The 18,974-nt window shown below is 59.2% G+C and carries 18 protein-coding genes and 3 pseudogenes; 6 read left to right on the forward strand and 15 right to left on the reverse strand.

Features of this window, described 5'->3' with window-relative positions; translation table 11 throughout:
* Nucleotides 1-13 precede the first annotated feature (13 nt).
* A complete protein-coding gene (locus AC1DNK_RS25515) occupies nucleotides 14-364 on the forward strand; it encodes a DUF1330 domain-containing protein (RefSeq protein WP_056541577.1) in 351 nt (116 codons plus the stop codon).
* Nucleotides 365-900: 536 nt separating this feature from the next.
* Here the strand turns inward: AC1DNK_RS25515 and AC1DNK_RS25520 are convergent.
* The 5 genes and pseudogenes from AC1DNK_RS25520 to AC1DNK_RS25540 all read right to left on the reverse strand — a co-directional run.
* Nucleotides 901-1,665: pseudogene (locus tag AC1DNK_RS25520) on the reverse strand (IS30 family transposase); the annotation flags it as partial.
* Nucleotides 1,666-1,682: 17 nt separating this feature from the next.
* The gene (locus AC1DNK_RS25525; protein ID WP_477943911.1) at nucleotides 1,683-2,066 is read right to left on the reverse strand and encodes a COG4315 family predicted lipoprotein; all 384 of its coding nucleotides are present in this window, start codon (nucleotides 2,064-2,066) and stop codon (nucleotides 1,683-1,685) included.
* 101 nt (nucleotides 2,067-2,167) lie between these two features.
* Nucleotides 2,168-2,393, reverse strand: a pseudogene (locus AC1DNK_RS25530) (hypothetical protein); the annotation flags it as partial.
* 45 nt (nucleotides 2,394-2,438) lie between these two features.
* Complete coding sequence (locus AC1DNK_RS25535) at nucleotides 2,439-3,332, reverse strand: alpha/beta hydrolase (protein ID WP_222350367.1); 894 nt, start codon at nucleotides 3,330-3,332, stop codon at nucleotides 2,439-2,441.
* Nucleotides 3,333-3,344: 12 nt separating this feature from the next.
* Nucleotides 3,345-4,163: an enoyl-CoA hydratase/isomerase family protein gene (locus AC1DNK_RS25540; protein WP_477943912.1), complete on the reverse strand. Its 819-nt coding sequence runs from the start codon at nucleotides 4,161-4,163 to the stop codon at nucleotides 3,345-3,347.
* Between the two features lie 97 nt (nucleotides 4,164-4,260).
* On the opposite strand from AC1DNK_RS25540, the gene AC1DNK_RS25545 reads away from it, so the two are divergent.
* Nucleotides 4,261-5,166, forward strand: coding sequence for a LysR family transcriptional regulator (locus AC1DNK_RS25545; RefSeq protein ID WP_477943913.1), 906 nt, complete (start codon nucleotides 4,261-4,263; stop codon nucleotides 5,164-5,166).
* 197 nt (nucleotides 5,167-5,363) lie between these two features.
* On the opposite strand, the pseudogene AC1DNK_RS25550 reads toward AC1DNK_RS25545, so the two are convergent.
* The 3 genes and pseudogenes from AC1DNK_RS25550 to AC1DNK_RS25560 all read right to left on the reverse strand — a co-directional run bounded on the left by AC1DNK_RS25550 (nucleotide 5,364) and on the right by AC1DNK_RS25560 (nucleotide 7,606).
* Nucleotides 5,364-6,072: pseudogene (locus AC1DNK_RS25550) on the reverse strand (IS6 family transposase).
* Nucleotides 6,073-6,429: 357 nt separating this feature from the next.
* Entirely contained in the window at nucleotides 6,430-7,074 is a 645-nt protein-coding gene (locus AC1DNK_RS25555) for an HD domain-containing protein (RefSeq protein WP_477943914.1), read from the reverse strand.
* A gap of 112 nt (nucleotides 7,075-7,186) precedes the next feature.
* Complete coding sequence (locus AC1DNK_RS25560) at nucleotides 7,187-7,606, reverse strand: cupin domain-containing protein (protein WP_477943915.1); 420 nt, start codon at nucleotides 7,604-7,606, stop codon at nucleotides 7,187-7,189.
* Between the two features lie 88 nt (nucleotides 7,607-7,694).
* Here AC1DNK_RS25560 and pdxR point away from each other — a divergent pair, with 88 nt between their 5' ends.
* Nucleotides 7,695-9,122 (forward strand): MocR-like pyridoxine biosynthesis transcription factor PdxR, encoded by a 1,428-nt coding sequence (gene pdxR, locus AC1DNK_RS25565; RefSeq protein WP_477943916.1) that lies wholly within the window; start codon nucleotides 7,695-7,697, stop codon nucleotides 9,120-9,122.
* A 33-nt stretch (nucleotides 9,123-9,155) separates the two neighbouring features.
* Here the strand turns inward: pdxR and AC1DNK_RS25570 are convergent, their stop codons facing one another.
* From AC1DNK_RS25570 to AC1DNK_RS25580, 3 genes are all read right to left on the reverse strand, one after another.
* Complete coding sequence (locus AC1DNK_RS25570) at nucleotides 9,156-10,133, reverse strand: NADP-dependent oxidoreductase (RefSeq protein ID WP_477943917.1); 978 nt, start codon at nucleotides 10,131-10,133, stop codon at nucleotides 9,156-9,158.
* 50 nt (nucleotides 10,134-10,183) lie between these two features.
* The gene (locus AC1DNK_RS25575; protein WP_477943918.1) at nucleotides 10,184-10,942 is read right to left on the reverse strand and encodes an HD domain-containing protein; all 759 of its coding nucleotides are present in this window, start codon (nucleotides 10,940-10,942) and stop codon (nucleotides 10,184-10,186) included.
* 349 nt (nucleotides 10,943-11,291) lie between these two features.
* The gene (locus AC1DNK_RS25580; RefSeq protein ID WP_477943919.1) at nucleotides 11,292-12,272 is read right to left on the reverse strand and encodes an SDR family oxidoreductase; all 981 of its coding nucleotides are present in this window, start codon (nucleotides 12,270-12,272) and stop codon (nucleotides 11,292-11,294) included.
* Nucleotides 12,273-12,360: 88 nt separating this feature from the next.
* Here AC1DNK_RS25580 and AC1DNK_RS25585 point away from each other — a divergent pair, with 88 nt between their 5' ends.
* On the forward strand, nucleotides 12,361-12,741 hold the full coding sequence (locus tag AC1DNK_RS25585) for a winged helix-turn-helix transcriptional regulator (protein ID WP_477943920.1): 381 nt from the start codon (nucleotides 12,361-12,363) through the stop codon (nucleotides 12,739-12,741).
* 18 nt (nucleotides 12,742-12,759) lie between these two features.
* On the opposite strand, the gene AC1DNK_RS25590 is transcribed toward AC1DNK_RS25585, so the two are convergent.
* Nucleotides 12,760-13,665: a LysR substrate-binding domain-containing protein gene (locus AC1DNK_RS25590; RefSeq protein ID WP_477943921.1), complete on the reverse strand. Its 906-nt coding sequence runs from the start codon at nucleotides 13,663-13,665 to the stop codon at nucleotides 12,760-12,762.
* A 113-nt stretch (nucleotides 13,666-13,778) separates the two neighbouring features.
* On the opposite strand from AC1DNK_RS25590, the gene AC1DNK_RS25595 reads away from it, so the two are divergent.
* Entirely contained in the window at nucleotides 13,779-14,531 is a 753-nt protein-coding gene (locus AC1DNK_RS25595; RefSeq protein ID WP_477943922.1) for an SDR family NAD(P)-dependent oxidoreductase, read from the forward strand.
* Nucleotides 14,532-14,603: 72 nt separating this feature from the next.
* Nucleotides 14,604-15,020, forward strand: coding sequence for a nuclear transport factor 2 family protein (locus AC1DNK_RS25600; protein ID WP_423342623.1), 417 nt, complete (start codon nucleotides 14,604-14,606; stop codon nucleotides 15,018-15,020).
* A gap of 612 nt (nucleotides 15,021-15,632) precedes the next feature.
* Here AC1DNK_RS25600 and AC1DNK_RS25605 read toward each other — a convergent pair.
* The 3 genes from AC1DNK_RS25605 to AC1DNK_RS25615 form a co-directional block, all read right to left on the reverse strand.
* A complete protein-coding gene (locus AC1DNK_RS25605) occupies nucleotides 15,633-16,685 on the reverse strand; it encodes an alpha/beta hydrolase (RefSeq protein WP_477943923.1) in 1,053 nt (350 codons plus the stop codon).
* A 55-nt stretch (nucleotides 16,686-16,740) separates the two neighbouring features.
* Nucleotides 16,741-17,478 carry a hypothetical protein gene (locus AC1DNK_RS25610; RefSeq protein ID WP_477943924.1) on the reverse strand — a complete coding sequence of 246 codons (738 nt, stop codon included), beginning with the start codon at nucleotides 17,476-17,478 and terminating at the stop codon, nucleotides 16,741-16,743.
* A gap of 129 nt (nucleotides 17,479-17,607) precedes the next feature.
* A complete protein-coding gene (locus AC1DNK_RS25615; RefSeq protein WP_477943925.1) occupies nucleotides 17,608-18,924 on the reverse strand; it encodes an epoxide hydrolase family protein in 1,317 nt (438 codons plus the stop codon).
* Nucleotides 18,925-18,974 lie beyond the last annotated feature (50 nt).

Here is an 18,974-nt window from a genome sequence, read left to right on the forward strand (position 1 = left end):
CAGGAGTTAAACCTTGACTACTTATCTGATCAACCACCTGCGAATCCCCGGCGACGTTCCCAATGACCAGGGCCTCACTTATCTCGAAAGCGTTGAAGCAACAGTTGCTCCATTTGGCGGTAAATGGCTTGCGCAGGGACCTGCGACCGTTGTCGAGGGGACTTGGTCTGGTGCCGTCGTCCTCATGGAATTTCCCAGCCGCGAAGCAGCTGACACCTGGTACAATTCGCCTGAATACCAGGCTATCCTGCCGCTTCGCACGAAGAACTCGATCTCCGACCTTATCTTGATCGATCAGTTGCCTGAAGGCTTCACCGTCAAGGGCTTTGCCCAGGATGTCCGGCGCGCGATCGCCGGCGCCTGACCCAAAACAAGTCGCTGCGCCGCGTCACGCGGCGCAGCACAAGATGACGGGTTCTGTCGCGCGCTGCTGCATGGACTCATGACTGTTAGACCGCCTGCGAGACCAGGAGATAAAAACACACCAGCCGGCGGATGGGCCGCTCCGCATGAAGTTGGCTCCTCACCAAGCGGTTGGTTCCGTTGTGAGCAATAGGCTGTAGTTCCACTGGGCTGTTAGACGCGGGATCCCATTCATTTGATTGAGAGGGAAGAGCCGTCTCATCTGCATCCGCAACGAAGACTGCGAGTAACCTTGCTGCATCGTCTCGTCGCATTTCACACCGGCTGGATCCCACCAAGTGGTTCAACGCGTAAGGTCTTTTTTGTCAGACGCCGCCGTCGAACGCCGACTGAGAGATCAGGGCCTAGCCCGGGCGATCAATGGATTTCACGGACGTTCCTACCATACGAACGAACGGAGAAAGGCGATGAAGCGAAGCGCGGCCACTTGCGGAGGCCGAGGGCGCAGTCCTCCGCAACCTATCCTCATGCGCTATTTGCACTGAGCTTGGCTTGGCTGTGTTCGGACAGGTCGGTGCGGCGTGGGAGATACTGGCGCAGCAATCGATTGGTGTTTTCATTCGAACCGCGCTGCCAGGGTGATCGGGGATCGCAGAAGTAGATCTCAACGTCAGCGGCCATTGCCAGACGCTGATGGTCGGCCAGTTCCTTGCCCCGATCCCAGGTCAGTGATTGAAGTTCGCACGGTAGTTTCTGCGACTGCTTGATCAGGGCAGAGACCACGCTTTCGGTATCCTTGTTTGCGACCTTGATCAGCATGACAGAACGCGAGTGACGCTCGACCAACGTCGCTATGTAGCTGTTCCTCGACCCGCCGATAAGATCGCCCTCCCAATGACCGGGAACGGCACGGTCTTCGACAGACGCAGGTCTCTCGCTTATGGAAATCGCATCTTTGATCTGTCCCAAGCCGCTCCGTGTCATGCTGGCATGCCGGGAACGACGGATTGTTCGTCTTGCCCTAAGGTGTTCGAGCAATTCCTTTTTCAGCGCCCCGCGGGCCTGTATGTACAGGCTGCGGTAGATCGTTTCGGAGAGGCGCGAAAGCGACCAGGAACTCCTGGGGCCGCGCGGGGCAAGACGCTCGCGAGGCGGGACCTGCTGAACCCGGCGATCCTCCACACGGTTAGTACTGCCAGAAGATCGAGACCTCCAAGTCAAATTGCGCGGCAGGGCAAGTTTGTCGGGTGCTTTGCGGCCGATTGTGCTTGCCCTGTTGCCAGTGCGGGACACGTCATCCACGGTCCGGCGCGATGCCGTTACGGCCGGGCGACATGCCAGACGCCTTCGGCGCCGTCACCATGGACGTCTCCCGGCTCGGAATCGAAGTGGTAGGTATAGAGCGGCGCGCCGTTATAGGCCCACTGGGTGACGCCGGTCGGCCGGGTGACGATGCTCCAGGGGCCGGAAGCCTTGGCCCCGGCCGGTGCTTCGAACGGAGGCCAGACGAGAGCGCAGAGCAGAGTGCATTCGGACTTGCCGGGCTGGTCCTTGTCGAAGGTGTAAAGCGACTGGCCATCGGCGGCCGTCAGCAGCTTGTGCTGTCCGATCGTTGCGACGGCAGCCGGCGACATGGTCTTTGCCTCTGCCAGCGATGTCGACATCAGGGCGAGGCCGAGGGAAACGAAGAGGGTTCTAGTCATTGCAGACATTTCGAGGTCCTTTCTGTTGTTGCTCCGAGCCGAATGGGGGTATGCGGCACGGGCGGCGTGTGTTTGGTGGAGGGTTTCAGTCTCGCGGGCACCTAACCCTTGGGGGCGAGTGCCGGCGGCACCGGCAGAATGAATTCCAAAGCAACCTTCAGGTCGTATTGTCTTCGACGGCGCGCATCGTGCCATCGCGATTCCAGTCCCTTCCAACATGAATCCAGTCGATGATCATAAGGAAGGGCTTGGGCGTCCGCCCTGGCTAGCATAGGAGACGGTGATGTTCATCGGCGCGTAGGATTCGGCCACATGAGGCGTCAGGCCGTTTCTCGCTGCGTGGTCCCCAGCGCCCAACGTCCCTGCAGTCTATCAAAGGTGGGACCGGAACCAGTCGATGACGGCTCCCGATGAGGTTTCGAATTCGCGCTCGTAGGGGTCAAAGTGGCCGCCCTTGATCATGACGAGACGCTTGGGATGCAGGGCGCGCTCATAGGCCTTGAGTGCGAGGTCGGTCGGCGCGGTATGGTCGTGCTCTGCCACGATCATCAGAAGCGGGGTGGGGGAGACGCGGTCTATCCATTCGCCGGGGGCATACATGCGGGCCCAGCGGGTCGAGCGCAGCGTGACCTTGTTTTCCCATTTTCCGGCGGGCGCTTTCTTCAGGTAGAAGTCCACGGCGTCGGTTGCCTTGTAGGACGAGTTCTGATCCGCCTCCGTGCTGACGATCACCTGCATCGCGGGCGGCTCGCCGCGAAGCTGGGCAAGGTCGTCGGCGGCCAGCAGCGCTTCGAGATCGGCCACTTTTTCCGAGGGTACCCGGCGCAGGCCCGAGGCATATCCGTCGATCGTTGGAACCTGGGCCGCGATCGCCTTCAGGCGGCGGTCGGTCGCACCGAGGACGATGGCGTGGCCGCCGGCGAAACTCGTTCCCCACAGGCCGACGCGATTTTCGTCGACTTCGGGGCGCTGCTGCAGATACGAGATCGCCCGGCGCCAGTCGGTGATCTGCTGCCACGGGTTGACGTCATGGCGGGGTTGACCGCCGCTGTCGCCAAAGCCGCGATGGTCATGCAGCAGCACCACGAAACCGGCCTTTGCGAACGCTTCGGCAAAGGCATCAATGCCGTGATACTTCGTACCGGCATAGCCATGGGCCATGGTGATGGCCGGAAGCGGTTGCTGCTGGCCCTGCGGTATGTAGAGCCATGCGGATAACTCGATACCGCCCTCTGCGGGAAAGCGAACGTCTTTTTTCGTAAACATCGGTCGATCCTCTCATTGATCCAGTGAGCCCAGCAAGGGGGCAAGGCTAAGCTCTGCGTCTCGCGTCTGAAAGCCGTGCTCGAATGCGCGTCGAATGCGCCGTCCGGCCTCTTCATGGCGCAGGCTTTCGCCGAAGAGGTCGGAGTCGCGCCGGAAGTCCTCGATCGGCGCAAGGGTGGCGGCGTTCACCCGATCCTTGATAGCGGCGAGCCCCGCAGCCGGGAAGCGCGCGATGCGATGGGCCAGCGCGGTCACAAAATCGGCAAGCTTCAGGGGCGGCAGCGCCCGATTGATCCAGCCGTAGCGCTCGGCGGTATCGGCATCATAATCCTCGGCGGACAGCATGATCTCCAGCGCGCGGCCGCGGCCGACAAGCGGGGCCAGATGCTGGACGCCACCGGCGCCCGGAAGCGCGCCGAAGGCAGCCTCGATCTGGCTGAAGACCGCCGCACCCCGGGCCGCGAAGCGCATGTCGCAGGCAAGGACGAACTCGCTTCCGGCGCCCCGGGCGCGACCCTCGATCTGGGCGATCGATATGAGGCGGCTCTGGCTGAGGTGGCGGAACAGGAGACCGATGGAGGGTTCGCCTGCGAGCCTTGCGGCCTCGTTGCGATACTCGCTGACGCGGGTCACATCGACGTGGGAAATGAAAAAGTCGGGATCGGTGCTGCGGAAGACGACGACCTTGATGTCAGGGTCGCTCTCGGCATGTTCGATCAGCGATACGAAATCCCGAACCAGTTCGGGGCCGATAAGGTTCATCGGCGGTGCGTCGATCTCTGCAAACAGGACGCCTTCAGCACTCTTCGTCTTGATGGTTTCGAGGTTCATGGCAGCAACCCTTCCTTGGCATGGTTTAAAATAAACCCTTCCAAGGCTGAGCAGCAGCCGTTAAAAACGAGAAGCACCCTTTCACAGGTGGAAGGATATGGATCGCCTCGAGGCAATGACAATATTTCTGGCGGCCGTGGAAACGGGCAGCCTGTCGGCGGCCAGCAGGCGGCTGCGTATTCCCCTGGCGACGGTGAGTCGAAGGGTGTCCGAGCTCGAAGACCATTTGAAGTTTCGCCTGCTGGTGCGGGGCAATCGCAAGCTCACGCTCACGCAGGCCGGGCAGACCTATCTGTCCTCCTGCCGACGGATCCTCGAAGACCTGGCCGAAGCGGAACGCGATGCGGCCGGCGAATACGAGATGCCGCGCGGCTTGCTTACGGTCAGCGTGCCGCAGGTTCTGGGGCGCGTTCATGTGATGCCGGTCGTTGCCGAATTCCTGCGCGAATACCCCGACATCCGCGTCAGCGTTCAACTCACCGACCGCAAGATCAGCGTGGGAGAGGAAGGCGTCGATCTTGCGCTTCGCGTCGGCGAACTTCCAGACAGCAGCATGATCGCCTTGCGCGCCGGTTCGTTCGGCCAGGTCATCTGCGCCAGTCCATCCTATTTCGCGGATCGGCACGTTCCGGAACATCCTGCGGATCTGGCCGCGCATAGCTGCATTGGCTATGAGGGGCTGGCAACCGGAACGCGCTGGGAGTTCGGCTCCGGCACCGCGCGCCGGACTGTCGAGGTGCCGTGCCGCCTCCTCGTCAACTCGATCGAGGCAGCGTTGAGCGCCGCGCTGGCCGGCGGGGGGATTGCGTGCGTTTTGTCTTACCTGGCCGATGAGCTGGTCGAGGCGAAAAAGCTTGTGACCGTTCTCGACGCTCACGCTCCGCCTGCCATCCCGGTCAGCTTCATTTATCCCGGTCAGCGCCAGGTGCCAGTCAAGTTGCGCGCATTTCTGGATTTCGCAGTTCCGCGGATGAAAGACAGATTGCGGTACGGACAGCACTAGAACTGTCAGGCGAAAACGGGGGAGCGCCCGTCATCGGGCGGCGGACGTCGATCTATAGCAGCCAGTGGCCGGTGCAACCCTCACGCCTCGGCGCCTGCCATCCGGTCCATTAAGGAGCATCTGCTGCGCGATCTAGCTCCCAAAGGTGGCGTCGCCTTTACGGATCGTAGCCGCGGGCAAGGCACGCGTCCCGAATTTCAGAGCACGGTCGACAATGCGATTTCACGCCAGGTGTTGACGGCGCTGGCGCGGAGTTGGCGGTGGTCTGCGGCAGTGAGATGTTTCCGATGGAGATGAAAGAGGTTGGCGACCTGGCCATGAACCGAGACGAAACGTTGACATTGCCGCGCCGATTTGAAGCGCATCATCCGCCTCTCTCGTCGCCGCAGCGGAAGATGAGAATTTCCGGCGCGGTTGTTCAACCCCTTGTGCGATCGATGCTCAACGCCGGGTATCAACTCAGCTTTCGCGGCAGCATAGGAGCGCAGCTTGTCGGTGACCATCCCCCTCGGCGTGGCACCCTGGCTTTTGAGCAGTTTGCGGATCAGCCGCAGCGCACTTGTTCCTACGGCTTTGTAAAAGCGCATCGAGAATAAAGCCTTCGGCATCGACGGCACGCCACAGCCAGTATTTCCTGCCCTTGATCGATACCACAAGTTCACCAAGATGCCATTTGTCGGCAAAGTTGCCGCGTGATCGCCGCCGGAGTTGATAAGCGAACTTGAGGCCAAAATTCACCACCCATTTCGACACTGTCTGAAACGACACTGCAATCCTGCGTTCGGCAAGCAGGTCTTCGACATCGCGGAGGCTCAGCGGAAATCGGTAATAAAGCCACACGGCATGGGCGATAATCTCGGCCGGAAAACGATGGCGGTGGTAACGGGCAAGCGGTTCTTCGGTCATGCTGGTCGAATATCACCTCGATCAGCAAAATCCGTTAAGGCGACGCCACCTTTCAGAGAGATTTCTCTGTCTAAAATAGCAGCCAATCGCTCGGAAAAAGTGTCCTGCGACAATCACGGTGTTCTTGGACAGCAATCTTAGCGAAGCTAGATCGATATCGCCGGACCCTCGACGGGGACCGCCCAAGATGAAGACATCGGCGACTGAAACCAACGAGGAGATCGAAAACGATAAGCTGGCTCCTGAGACTAAATCCAGAAGCCACTCTCGCCACCGGATAAGGCGGCATTTCCTTGTTGGCGCACGGCCCTATAGTAATACGCGGTCGGTTTCCTGAACCAGTATTCGCCGCCGGAATCAGCCGGGCCAGCTTGAACCCAGGATGACGCTGCACATATCGACCCGCTGAAACTTCGGGTCCTTGAATGCCAGCACGTCATCATTGAAGGTGCCGAAAGTGGTGTGGGGCCGGTGCTTCATGCCGTGATAGAACGCGTCGATGATCCCGTGCTTAAAGTTATCCTCACGCGGAAAAGCTTTGACAACGGCCTGCCGTTCCTCATCGGTGAATTGATCATAGCCGCGGCCGGCCACATCCATGCCGGCCCCGCTCTGAAGCAGCGCGATCTCGGGATCCATGAATTCCGGTATGCCCGGCGTCGTGTGTAGAGCGACCGCGTTCCAGACGATTTGCAGGTCGTTGTTAGTGACGCCGTAACTCTTGAGGAAATCGCGGGCAGCATTGGCCCCATCGACCTCAAAGCGCAGCTGGCTGTTCTCGTAGTGCGCGGTCAAGCCGATGTCGTGGAACATCGCAGCCGTGTAGAGCAGCTCGGGATCGAAGGTCATGCCTTTCCGGTTGCCTGTCATGGCGCCCCAACAGAAGACGCGCGCAGAATGATGGAAGAGCAGGTCGCCCTCCGTGTCGCGAATAAACTGCGTCACATCGCGACTGAGTTTGCTGTCAGGAATTCCTAAGTTGGAAAGCTCGTCTGTGTTCATATCAGTATCTCCTTTGCTGCGAGACCGGTCGATAAACTAGCACCCGGCTGGCTAGGCCGCCCAGCATGACTTGGGATATCGCGCCGCGCGGCTCGGTGCGCCCGGATCCCATTCATTTGATCGGGGTGGTAAGGGTGGTCTCGTCAGCATCGACAACGAAGACGGCGAGCAACCTGGCTGGTTTTGTCTTGCTCGCGTTGCGGCTCACCGAATGGACCGCTCCGGGTGGTTCAAACCAGCTGTCGCCGGCTTTGTAGACCCTGGTTTGGCCGTCGTTCACCTTCGATTCAATCGCGCCTGCAAGCACATAGGCATAGATGAAGGCGGATTTGGCGTGGCTATGTGCCGGCGATGCTGCGCCCGGTGCATAAGTGACCTCTACGACACGAAGCGACTTACCGGGGATATTAGCAATCGCCTGATCGAATTTGGGTATGACCGTTTCGGCCTGACCGTCATGGGCAAAGGCATGCCCGCCGAGACTAAAGACGAGTGCGACGCAGATCGCGGGGAGGATGGTGCGGATTTTCATGGGTCTCTCCTTCTGATACTGGAAAGATGGCCAGCCGGAAGGTCAGAATAAAGTACCAAAAACGAAGCAAAATCCTGTACCATGGCTCATGACCAAGCCCCTGAACTTGAATCTCGACCGCTCAGCCAAAACATCCTTGTCGGAGCAGATCCGCAAAGCGATGGCCGCGGCAATTGAATGCGGGGTGTTGGTGCCCGGCGCACGCCTGCCGTCATGGCAGGATCTTTCTGTCCAGCTTGGTGTCGCTCGGGGAACAGTTCGAACTGCATACGCAAAACTCGCAGCCGCACAATTGATCGAAGCGTCACGAGCCTCAGGTACACGGGTTGCGCAGCGCCCCCATGCGGTCAAAAAAGGCGACCCTCTGCCACAGGCAGGTTCGTTTCTGGAGACCTATCTGGAGATGACGCGGGGACCGGCGTTCTTCCAGATGGGCGTCCCAGCAACCGACACCTTCCCAGCGACGTTGTTCTCACGCATCCACGCGAAGGCTGCCCGCATAAAGGCAGGTGCGTTGCCTCTTTATCCCGATCCGCGCGGCGAGTTTGAGCTCAGACGGGAGATTGCCTCCTACCTCGCCGTCGCCCGAGCGATCAACTGCTCGCCCTCGCAGGTGATCATCACCGGTGGATTCGGCGCGGGCCTCGGCTTGACGCTCAGCGTCCTGGCTCTGACTGGCCATGCCGCCTGGGTCGAAAATCCGGGATTCCCTTGGTCAAGAAAAGGCCTTGAGCTTTCCGGCCTTTCACTCGCACCAATTCCCGTCGATGCGGATGGCATCGATATTGATTTCGGATTGCGTCAGCATCCCGACGCCAAGATTGCTATCGTCACTCCAGGGCAGCAAGCCCCTCTCGGGCCGACGATGTCGCTTGATCGACGTCTTGGTCTCCTCGAATGGGCCAGCAACGCTGGCGCATGGGTCATCGAAGACGACTATCTGAGTGAGCTTCAGTTGACGGGACGCGCCGCGCCGGCGCTGGCATCACTCGACCGGGGCGGGCGCGTCATCCACATCGGCTCGTTCAGCAAGACGATCAGCCCGGCAATACGGCTCGGTTTCATTGTCGCGCCGGCCGATCTAGTCGGCCGGTTCTCCGAGATGGCAGCCTGCCTGGCGCCGGCCCCTGGACCTGCGATACAGGTCGCCACCGCGGAGTTCATGCAGGAGGGTCACTATATCCGCCATCTGCGCCGAACCAAGCGCGCCTACGCAGCCAGGCAAGAGGCGCTATTGGATTACCTGCGGTCGCGTGTTGGTATCGATAGGGCCGAGGCGACCGGTTTGGCCGTCTTACTGAGATTGCCCGAGGATGTATCAGACGTGGCAGCTGCTCGCGCAGCTTTCAGCTTTGGAATGTCGCCATCGCCGCTGTCGGCCTGGTACCTGTCGTCCGACGACGCGGCATCCGGGCTCCTTCTCGGCGTCGCGACGACGCCGATGAAGAATCTCGACCGATCCTGTGATCGACTGCTCGAGGCGATACGTCACTCACGCTTGCCCGCTTTACCCTGAACCAGCTCTACGAGATCTTGTAGGGCAGTTAGCTTAAACGGAGAGAACAATCTTGCCCCCTGGCGCACTACGCACCCCGTCCAGCATCAGATGAGCCTCGTACGCATGCTCAAGCGGGAGGATCGTCCCGACACGCGTCTTCAAAGCGCCATCGTCGATCAGCTCGGCGATCTTCTTCAGCTGCTCGGTTCCGACGCTGACAAGAAAGAACGCGGCTTCTACCCCATGCTCACTTGCAAGATCCTGGTCGGGTGGTGAGACAGCCGAGATCAGTTTGCCGCCGTGCTTCAGGACCTGGAACGAACGCTTTTGGGTGTCGCCGCCGACGAGATCAAGGACAGCGTCCACATCGCGGGCAACGTCTTCAAAGCGCTCGCTGTGATAGTCGACCAAAGTATCTGCGCCCAGTTCACGCAGGTAGGGAAAATCTTTGCTGGCGGCGGTGGCGATGATCTCAATACCCGCACGGCTCGCAAGCTGCACGGCGTAAGCGCCGACATTTCCAGCGGCACCATGGATGAGCACCTTCTGCCCGGCGACGAGCCGCGCTTGATCAAACAGGCCCTGCCAGGCAGTCACTGCGATCACCGGTATGGAGGCAGCCTCTACGTAGCTGATAGTTGCAGGCTTGCGAGCCACCATCTCCGCCGACGCCACCGCAAACTGCGCATATGCGCCGATGAATCTCGGATTGGTTACGCCATAGACCGGGTCTCCAACGGCAAGACCGGCCACATCGGCGCCAATGGAAACGACGTCTCCGGAAAGATCAGAGCCAAGCGTCAGCGGCAGGGGCTGAGGCAAGGCGCTCTTGCCGGCCCTGATCCATCCATCCCATGGCCCCACTCCAGCGGCCTTGACCCTGATCAGAATCTCGCCTGGACCAGGTGCCGGCTTGGGAACAGGCTCGAATTTCATAACCTCTGGCGAGCCGAAATTATGGACGCGCCACGCCATCACGGATGCATCCCTTTGTTCGGGATTTGGATTAGTGGTTTCGAATGTCATCATGAACTCCTTGAGTTGCTTTTCGTGGAAGCTCGGAACTTCTGCCTGTGCGCCTAATCGCCGACAGCCCATTTCGAATTGCGCATCAAATTGCTGAAGTCCCTGCGGCGAAAGGCAGGATCTTTATAAGCCATGACATCAGCAAGCCCTGTGCCCTGTGTCGTCTCCGGACGATGCCCAAGGCTCTTGTAGAGAATATCCATGAAGCCATCCGCAAAGTGTGGCGGGTGGGGATGGGCCGCCTCCACTGCGTTACGCTCTGCAGTCGTGAAATCATCGTAGCCTGCCCCAACTAAATCCACATTGGCGCCCTCGGCAACCAGTGCCGCGGTCGGGGAAAGGTTGGCGGAAATGCCATTCGTCGTGTGGAGCGCGATCGCAAGCCAGATATTCTCGCGTGAAACTTCGGCCACGCCGTGGCCGCGCAAGAAATCACGTGCGGCGTTTGCGCCGTCGACTTCGAAGCGAAGATGGCTCTGACCATACCTGTCCGTGAGGCCAAAATCGTGAAACAAAGCCGCCACATATAGTAGCTCAGGATCAAAGATGAGCCCTTTGCGTCTGCCCGCCAGCGCGGCCCACTGATAGACGCGGACAGAGTGCTCGAACAGAAAGTCGCCCTCCGCCTCGCGAACCAGGCGCGTCGCGTCGCGTGTCAATTCGGTGTCCGGTATATCTGCTGCGGGTTTACTCGTGTTGATATCTGCCTCGGCTACAAGCGGTTCGGCTTGGCCGTCTTTCGGAAGACCAGTCAAGCCGGCAAAAACCGAAAGCGTGGTGCAGGTAGCCGCGATGATGGTTCGGAAGTTCATTGGATTTCTCCTTATCGCACGCTGGATATAATTCCGCGCTGGATCAGGAAACAGGACCAAGAATTTCGAAAAATTATGTACCAGCTGGGTCCGTCCAGTAGCGTCCTACACTGAGACCGCGGCACCGAAGCTGAAGGCGGACTTACAGCCTCCAGCCTCTACCATTTGCGAGACGTTGCGATCGCCGTAGGCGTTAACCGTTGTATATAGACCTGTGTTTCACACCGAGCCTATCGCCTTGAAAGTAGTCGAACAGTCGGCTGCGCCGTTGGGTACGCGATATTCTCATCGCACATCGACCAAGCTTCCGTTCCCGATTCCTTTGTGAAAGTTCTCGCACCCCTCGAAATCAATCTAGGACTTCTAGCAATTTCAATTGGATAAGACTTTCAGCACTGGCGACGATTGCTTCTTCGCTTGTGCGTGGCTTCCACCCGAGCCTCTGCCTCGCCTTGTCACTGCTGGAGCGTCTATGGCTCGCGCTAGCTGAGGAAGAGGCGCCACGACTAGGAACTCTGGCGGCAAATTCTGGAAAGCGCTCGCGCAATATGGTGGCAACCGCCAACAGAGATACTGGCTCGCCGCTCACGGCAATAAAGCGCTTGCCCGCCGCGTACGGATCAATCATGGCCCGCAGATGCAGGTCGGCGACGTCGCGCACATCGACCACACCGAACCATATATCCGGCAACTCAGGTGGAAAGGCTCCGTCCAGCAGTCCTTTGATGATCTGAATTGACGTCGAAAGCTGAGGGCCGAGCACGGGTCCGAATATTCCGGTTGGGTTGACGACACTCAGCTCGGGTGTTCCACTGTCCTTCACGAAATCCCATGCAGCACGCTCCGCGATGGCTTTCGACAGGATGTATGGCTGATTTGGTGCATCCACCGGCGTCCAGTCATCCTCGGTAAAGACATGACTTGGTGCTTCCGTGCCGTACCCAACGGCGGCAAAGGAGGATGTGAGGACAACGCGCCTCACGCCGGCACGGCTGGCCGCGCGAAGAACACGCAAGGTCCCGTCACGCGCCGGCGCAATCAGGTCGTTAGGGTCGTCCGGCTGGACTGACGGAAACGGAGAGGCAGTGTGCAGAACATAGTCGCAGCCCGTGACAGCGTCGCTCCAACCTTCGTCATGCCCCAGATCAGCTTCATAAAATGCGACCTCGTGCTTGGGATCGACACCGGCTGCCGCGAGCATGGCGCGGACTTCTCCTGCCTTGTCGAGACTGCGAAGCGTCGTGCGAACCTCCTGCCCCGCGGCGAGCGCCGCTACGATGCAATGGCTGCCAAGGAACCCTGAACCACCCGTTATAAGAATCTTGGTCATATGATTTTCCATACCTTCACTTGTCCTTGCGACCAGTCATTGCGAAGCATATGAAAATTGGCAAGTAGGATGAATTTTCAGAGGTAGTATGAAAAACCAGACCATAGAGCCGCGGATATATGGCGAAGATTGCGATGGCTGCACGGGACCTGAGCCGATCGACGTCATGCGCTTTCAGCGAGCGATCCGGGCGATCACCGGTAAGTGGAAGATCGAGATCGTCTGTAGCCTGGTTGCTGGGCCGATGCGTTTCGGCGAACTGCGTCGTGCGCTGCCGGGTATCACTCAGCACATGCTGACCGAGCAGCTTCGCGACCTCGAGCGCAACGGCATTGTCATTCGCACCGCGTACGCCGAGATACCGCCACGGGTGGAATATGCGCTTTCGCAGGCCGGTATCGTCCTCATGCCGACCTTTGCGACCTTGCGGGACTGGGCCTTGCGTTACGAAGAGCAGTTGGCGGGTTAGCTACGCAGATACACCGCGTCACGTGCGTTTACTGAGGGCGTCGCGCGGAAAGCCGGCAGCGAGATGGTCGATGAGCGCCCGGACGGCAGGTGACAGGCCGCGTCTCGTCGTAAACATCAGATGCACGATACCCTGTAACCCACCCCAAGCTGGCAACACGCGCACAAGCTTTCCAGCCTCCAGCGCCTCGCGACAGACATGATCGGGCAGCAGCGCAATACCCAGGCCATTGATTGCAGCATCGCGCACGGTTGCCATGTCCTCGCATCCCATCCGCGGCTGGACGCGAACGACATGCTTGCGCCCACCCTCCGCTTCCAGGTGCCATTCGAGATCGTCCGACGCATGGTCAGTTGCCAATGTCGGGAAGGTGTTCAGATGCTCGATGTTGGCCACCTGGCTGGCAAGTTGAGGACTGGCAACCAGAATGCGGATCGAGGCTCCCAGCGACCGCATGGTCAGGGCTGCATCCGAGGTAAGGCTGGCGCGGACGCGAAGCGCGAGATCAATGCGTTCTTCGATCAGATCCACCGCCCGGTCGGTTGCCACCAGCTGGAGCCGCACTTTCGGAAAGCGTAACAGGAAGGATGACATCAATGCCGAAATGGGCGCGACCATCCCTGTTGGGCAACTGAAGCGGATGCGGCCATGCGGTTCAGCCTGCGCCTGCGCGACCAGCGCTTCCGCCTGTTCGGCTTCCGCGAGTATTGCTCTGCATCGCTCGTAAAATGCCTGGCCAGTGTCAGTCACCCGGAAACGGCGGCTCGACCGCTCGATCAATCGCAAGCCTAGCCGCTCCTCAAGGCCGGCAATCCTTCGACTAAGTTTAGACTTCGGCTCACGCAGCGCCCGTCCTGCGGCGGCAAAGCCGCCATGAGCGACGACTTCGGCGAAATAGGCGTAATCGTTCAGATCAATCCGCATCCAGCGTTCCTCCCATGGAACGGTACGTGTCAAACTCGTTGACTACAAGCCTCATCGTTCATCTTCCATATTCGAAAGCGACGGCACTTCGCCGGTTTTGAAGGAAAAAGACGATGACGAATAGGTTCAACAACAAGGTCGTGGTGGTGACGGGTGGATCCAGCGGTATCGGCCTCGCCGCGGCGAAGGCGTTTGCAGCAGAGGGTGCTTCGGTATTTATCACCGGCCGCCGGCAGGAAGCATTGGATTCAGCCGCAAAGCAGATCGGCGGTCGGGTCACTGCGGTGCGGGGCGACATGGCTGATCTTGCCGATATCGACCGGCTTTATGACGCCGTCCAACAGAAGCACGCACAGATCGATGTGCTGTTCGCCAATGCCGGTGGCGGCGAAATGGTCGCGCTCGGTGCGATCACCGAGGAACATTATCAGCGCACGTTCGACACCAACGTGAAGGGCGTCCTGTTCACGGTTCAGAAGGCGCTACCGCTTTTGAAGGACGGTGCCTCCGTCATCCTGACGAGTTCTACCACCAGCATTTCCGGCACACCGGCCTTTAGCGTCTATTCGGCGACCAAGGCCGCGGTGCGTAACTTCGCCCGCAACTGGATGCTCGACCTGAAGGATCGCCACATTCGCGTCAACGCGATCAGCCCTGGCGTCACGGACACCGCCGGCCTGGACGAATTGTTCGGTGGTGGCACGCAGGCCCAGGGCACAAGGGACTATCTCGCCAGCCTGATTCCTGCCGGTCGGGTCGGCCAGCCGGAAGAGATCGCCAAGTCCGTGCTGTTCCTTGCCTCCGATGACGCGAGCTTCGTCAACGGTATCGAACTCTTCGTCGATGGCGGCCAGGCTCAAATCTGAAGTCCCACATGTCGCCTGGAACCTTGGCGCAATGTCGTGGCCGAGGTCGGCGTCTTCTCAAGGAAAGATGTCATGATACAGTCTAATGAATCCGCGGAGCGTATCCGCGAGTTGCTTGACCGGAACCTCCAGGAGGTCTTCGGCGAAGGCGACAACGACCGCCGGCGTGCCGCGATCGGCGAACTCTGGGCAGGGGACGGCGTCCTCTACGTTCCTCCCGGTGCAATCATCGGCCACGATGCGATCGACAAGTTCGCTGGCGACCTAAGAGCCACGCATCCGCACTATGTCTACACACCACATGGCAAGCCGCAGGTGCTCCATAACGCCGGACGGATGGCTTGGGGTTCGGGGCCGCGCGGCGAAGCGCCTGAATATACCGGCTGGGACGTGATCACCGTCCGCGATGGCAAGATTACAGCGCTGTACGTCTTTCTCGACGAGACCTCGGATGAGTTTCGCCGGGCCAGCGGCAAAACTGCGAGCTGAGTTGCTCTCCTGAGCCGGCAGGCATGCCGGGCGAAGACGGCTGAGCGACCGCGATCCTGTATAATGGACTGATGGGTCGGCCCAACCGGCCTCTCATCGACGCCCGGCCTTCCGCATGCAGTAGAAAACGCACCCTAAGGAGACGCGAGCAAAATCCGTTGCTCGCGTATTACGCCTTGAAGGGATCTGAACCAACGACCCTGTTATTTGAATAGAGCTAACGCGCTGAGATGCCACAGCGGGGAGAGTCGTTTCACTTAAGGGGGAAAGGCTGATTTGGGGCCGGAGGCGGACTGTCCGTTGCTAGACGGTCATTGCGAAGAGCAGACATCCAAGGCGTGACTGCGGAAGTCTGGACTAACTCAAATCAGCCATCAGGCTGGGTTTTTCCTGGCGCCGTCCGAGCGTGATATTCCATCATCGGGCTTCCTTCCGGGGATGTGCCGGCCCGTTCGCGGACCTTAAGCTTGTCGAAGTCGATGCATAGGCAAGAACGAGGCGAAGGGGGAACATTTGTGAGACGGCAGGTTAGACCGAGTGAAGGACGAGATGCGCTTCAGACGCCTTCTTGGCACAGCCTAACATTCCGCACCGACAACGCTACAAGGAGTGTCAAGAGCCCCCGATATCGATGACGGCGTGAGCGAAAGGTTGCGACGCCTCCTGTGGCAGATTATGTCCTATGCCGCCACTGATAATCCGATGCTCATATCTGCTCGAGAATTTCTTTGCATAGACAGTCGCAAGCGGATGTGGGGCACCATTGTTATCCCCCTCAAGAGTAATCGTCGGAACGGTAATAACCGGGCTTTGTGCGAGCCGCTTTTCCAGGTCATCGTATTTCGATTCCCCGTCTGCCAACCCCAGGCGCCAGCGATAATTATGCACCACGATGTCCACGTGATCTGGATTGTTGAGTGATCGGCCGGTCCGCTCGAACGTTGCATCATCGAACTTCCAGCTTGGCGATGCGGTCTGCCAGATAAGCCTGGCAAAGTCCTGCCGGTTCACAGAATATCCAGCACGTCCGCGCTCGGTCGCGAAATAGAACTGATACCACCACTGCTGTTCGGCGTTTGGGGGCAGAGGCATCTTATTCGCTTCCCGACTGCCGATCAGATATCCGCTCACCGACACCAATGCCTTAACGCGTTCCGGCCATAGGGCGGCAAGGATACATGCGGTCCTTGCGCCCCAGTCGCATCCGGCAATGATGGCCCGGTCAACATGCAGGGCGTCCATCAACGCGATGACGTCGACTGCAAGCGCAGCCTGTTGGCCATTGCGCGGTGTGTCCGCAGACAAGAACCTCGTCGTGCCATAGCCGCGTAAAAAAGGGACAATCACCCTGAAACCCTTCAATGCCAGCAAGGGCGCAACGTCGACGTAGGTGTGAATGTCGTAGGGCCAACCGTGCAACAAAATAACAACAGGCCCATCGGCAGGGCCAGTTTCCGCATATCCAACATCAAGGACGCCGGCTTTAATCTGTTTCACCGAGGCATACGTAGTTTTGCTTGTGAGGTTAGCCAGCGCGGTGTCGTTCGATACCGCCTCTGCTGAGTTCGCGCGCGCAGGACGGATCGTAACAGCTTGTGCTAGGGCTAAAGTCCCAGTTGCGATAGCGAGAAATTGGCGGCGTTGGCCGCTGAACCCGGTGGACATTGAAGCTCCTCCAACACTTTGCGATCTACGTTTTCGTGACGACGGTCGCTGTCCGCTACTGGCGTTCAACTTTGACAGTCGCAAGGTCAATCGTAATGGGCGCGAATCCCTGGTCCGCGACCCCATCGGCGTCGTGAAGAAACACTCGGCGACGGGTTGGAAAAACGAACCCGTCGAACGTTTTGTGATCGAAGGTGTAGTGCGCCACAGGCGGTTTGCCCGTCACATCCGGTGAGTAGTCCATCCGCCGAAGAAGAAAGGACTCATCATAATAGAAAGTCTGATCGGCATTATGATTGGCGATAGATGTCGGGAAACTGACAGCCAGTCGTCGCCAAATCTGGCCGTCCTCGGTCCAGGGATTGATCTCCGTGGCTATGACACCAGACTGCACAAAAACAAACGGCGCTGTGAGGTAATTCCATACCGCCGCACTGGTGAAGTATGCGACCTGGATCGCGTCCCATGGCGTGGTGAAGGGGTCAAAGACTGTTGGAAAGGACTCGCGCGGATTGAGGCGCTCTTGAACCGCGCGACCATCCGACGTCGTCAGTGCAACACGCTCAGGCGCTACGTCCAGCACGGACGTGTACCCCTCCGCAGTGAATGGCGAAAAGGTAATGTGCTCGCGATGTGGATCTGCGACGACGGTTTGCCTGTCGAAAATGCCTGGCCATCCACGGGCTGCCCAAAAAGGACCCCCGAGCGTCATTTCAGCCGTTAGCTTGGTGACCTTCGACCAATTTTGCAATCCACCATGCGCGTCAAGGACGCTCGTCAACAACCTGTCCATTTTACTTCCTCTGGGATCTCACTTGATTCATGCTCATCGACGCAACAAATCCTTTGAAATGCTCGTGGCGACGGAGCGGCGACACCTATTTGTTCGACGGCGCCCACCGAGGTCGGCGCCGTCAGGTGCTCAAATGGACGAGCGGAGGGACTTAAACGCAGTCCTCAACTCGGCGGAGAAAAGCTCGGGCTGCTCCCACGCGGCGAAATGGCCACCCTTGTCGACTTCGTTCCAGTGGATGATATTGCCGAAGCTTTTTTCGCCCCAGCTTTTTGGCGCACGGTATATTTCCGCAGGGAAAATTGTGACCGCGACTGGCAACGTTGGGATGTCAAACGCATTGAATGGACCGCCGCCGGCTTGGGCACCTTCCCAATATGACCGTGATGAGGATGTCCCCGTGTTCGTCAGCCAATAGAGGGAGATCGCGTCGAGCATCTCGTCATTGGTGAGGACCTTTTCAGGTTCGCCGCCCGTGTCGGTCCACTCAGCGAACTTATCGTAGTAGTATGCCGCCATCGCCACTGGCGAGTCAGCCAATGCATAACCGATTGTTTGCGGGCTCTGGTTCATCATCGCGGCGTATCCGAAGCCGTCGCGGTAGAAATGAAGCAGTCGGTCATAAGCGATCTTCTCCCGATCAGAGAGTTCAGTCGGCGCTGGGTCGAAGTTCAGCAGGTGACGCAGCACGTCCGGCGGCAAGGTACCTGGCATATTGATGTGGATGCCGAGCAGCCCTTCAGGAGCCTGGACCGCAAGAATTTCCGAGATAATTGCACCCCAGTCGCCACCTTGAGAGACATACTTCGGATAGCCAAGTCGCAGCATGAGTTCGTGGAAAGCGGTTGCCATCCGGGCCGGACTCCAGCCCGTGGTCGTCGGATTGCCGGAAAAGCCGTAACCGGGCATCGTAGGAAGAATGAGATGGAAGGCGTCCTCGGCGCGGCCGCCGTGAGCGGTTGGGTTGGTCAGCGGCTCGATGACCTTCAGCAGTTCGATGATTGAGCCCGGCCAACCATGCGTCATGAGCATCGGCATAGCCTGTTCGTGCGGCGAGCGGATATGTGCGAACTGGATGTCCAGCCCGTCGATCTCCGTGATGAACTGCGGCAGGGCGTTGAGCTTCGCCTCAACTTTTCGCCAGTCGTAGCCAGTTCCCCAATATTCGACGAGCGGCTTAAGCTTCGCCAGTTGCACACCTTGCGATCGATCGTTGACGGTCTCGCGGTCCGGCCATCGTGTGGCCTGGACGCGACGGCGCAAGTCGGCGAGCGCAGCTTCCGGAATGTCGATATGAAACGGACGTATCGCGCCACTCGTTGCAGCGGTGGCCACTTGCGGCGACAACACGCTGAATGCAGTCGTGCTCGCCAAGAGTGCGACTGATGTGGCTGCCGAGACCGAAAGAAAATCCCGTCTTGTTTGTGGAAATGATTTCGCGGTCATGCTGATGCTCCTCACCTCATGTGAATGCTGTTTGCATCATGCAAACGCTG

The organism is Rhizobium sp. 01N424 (genome assembly GCF_056399485.1).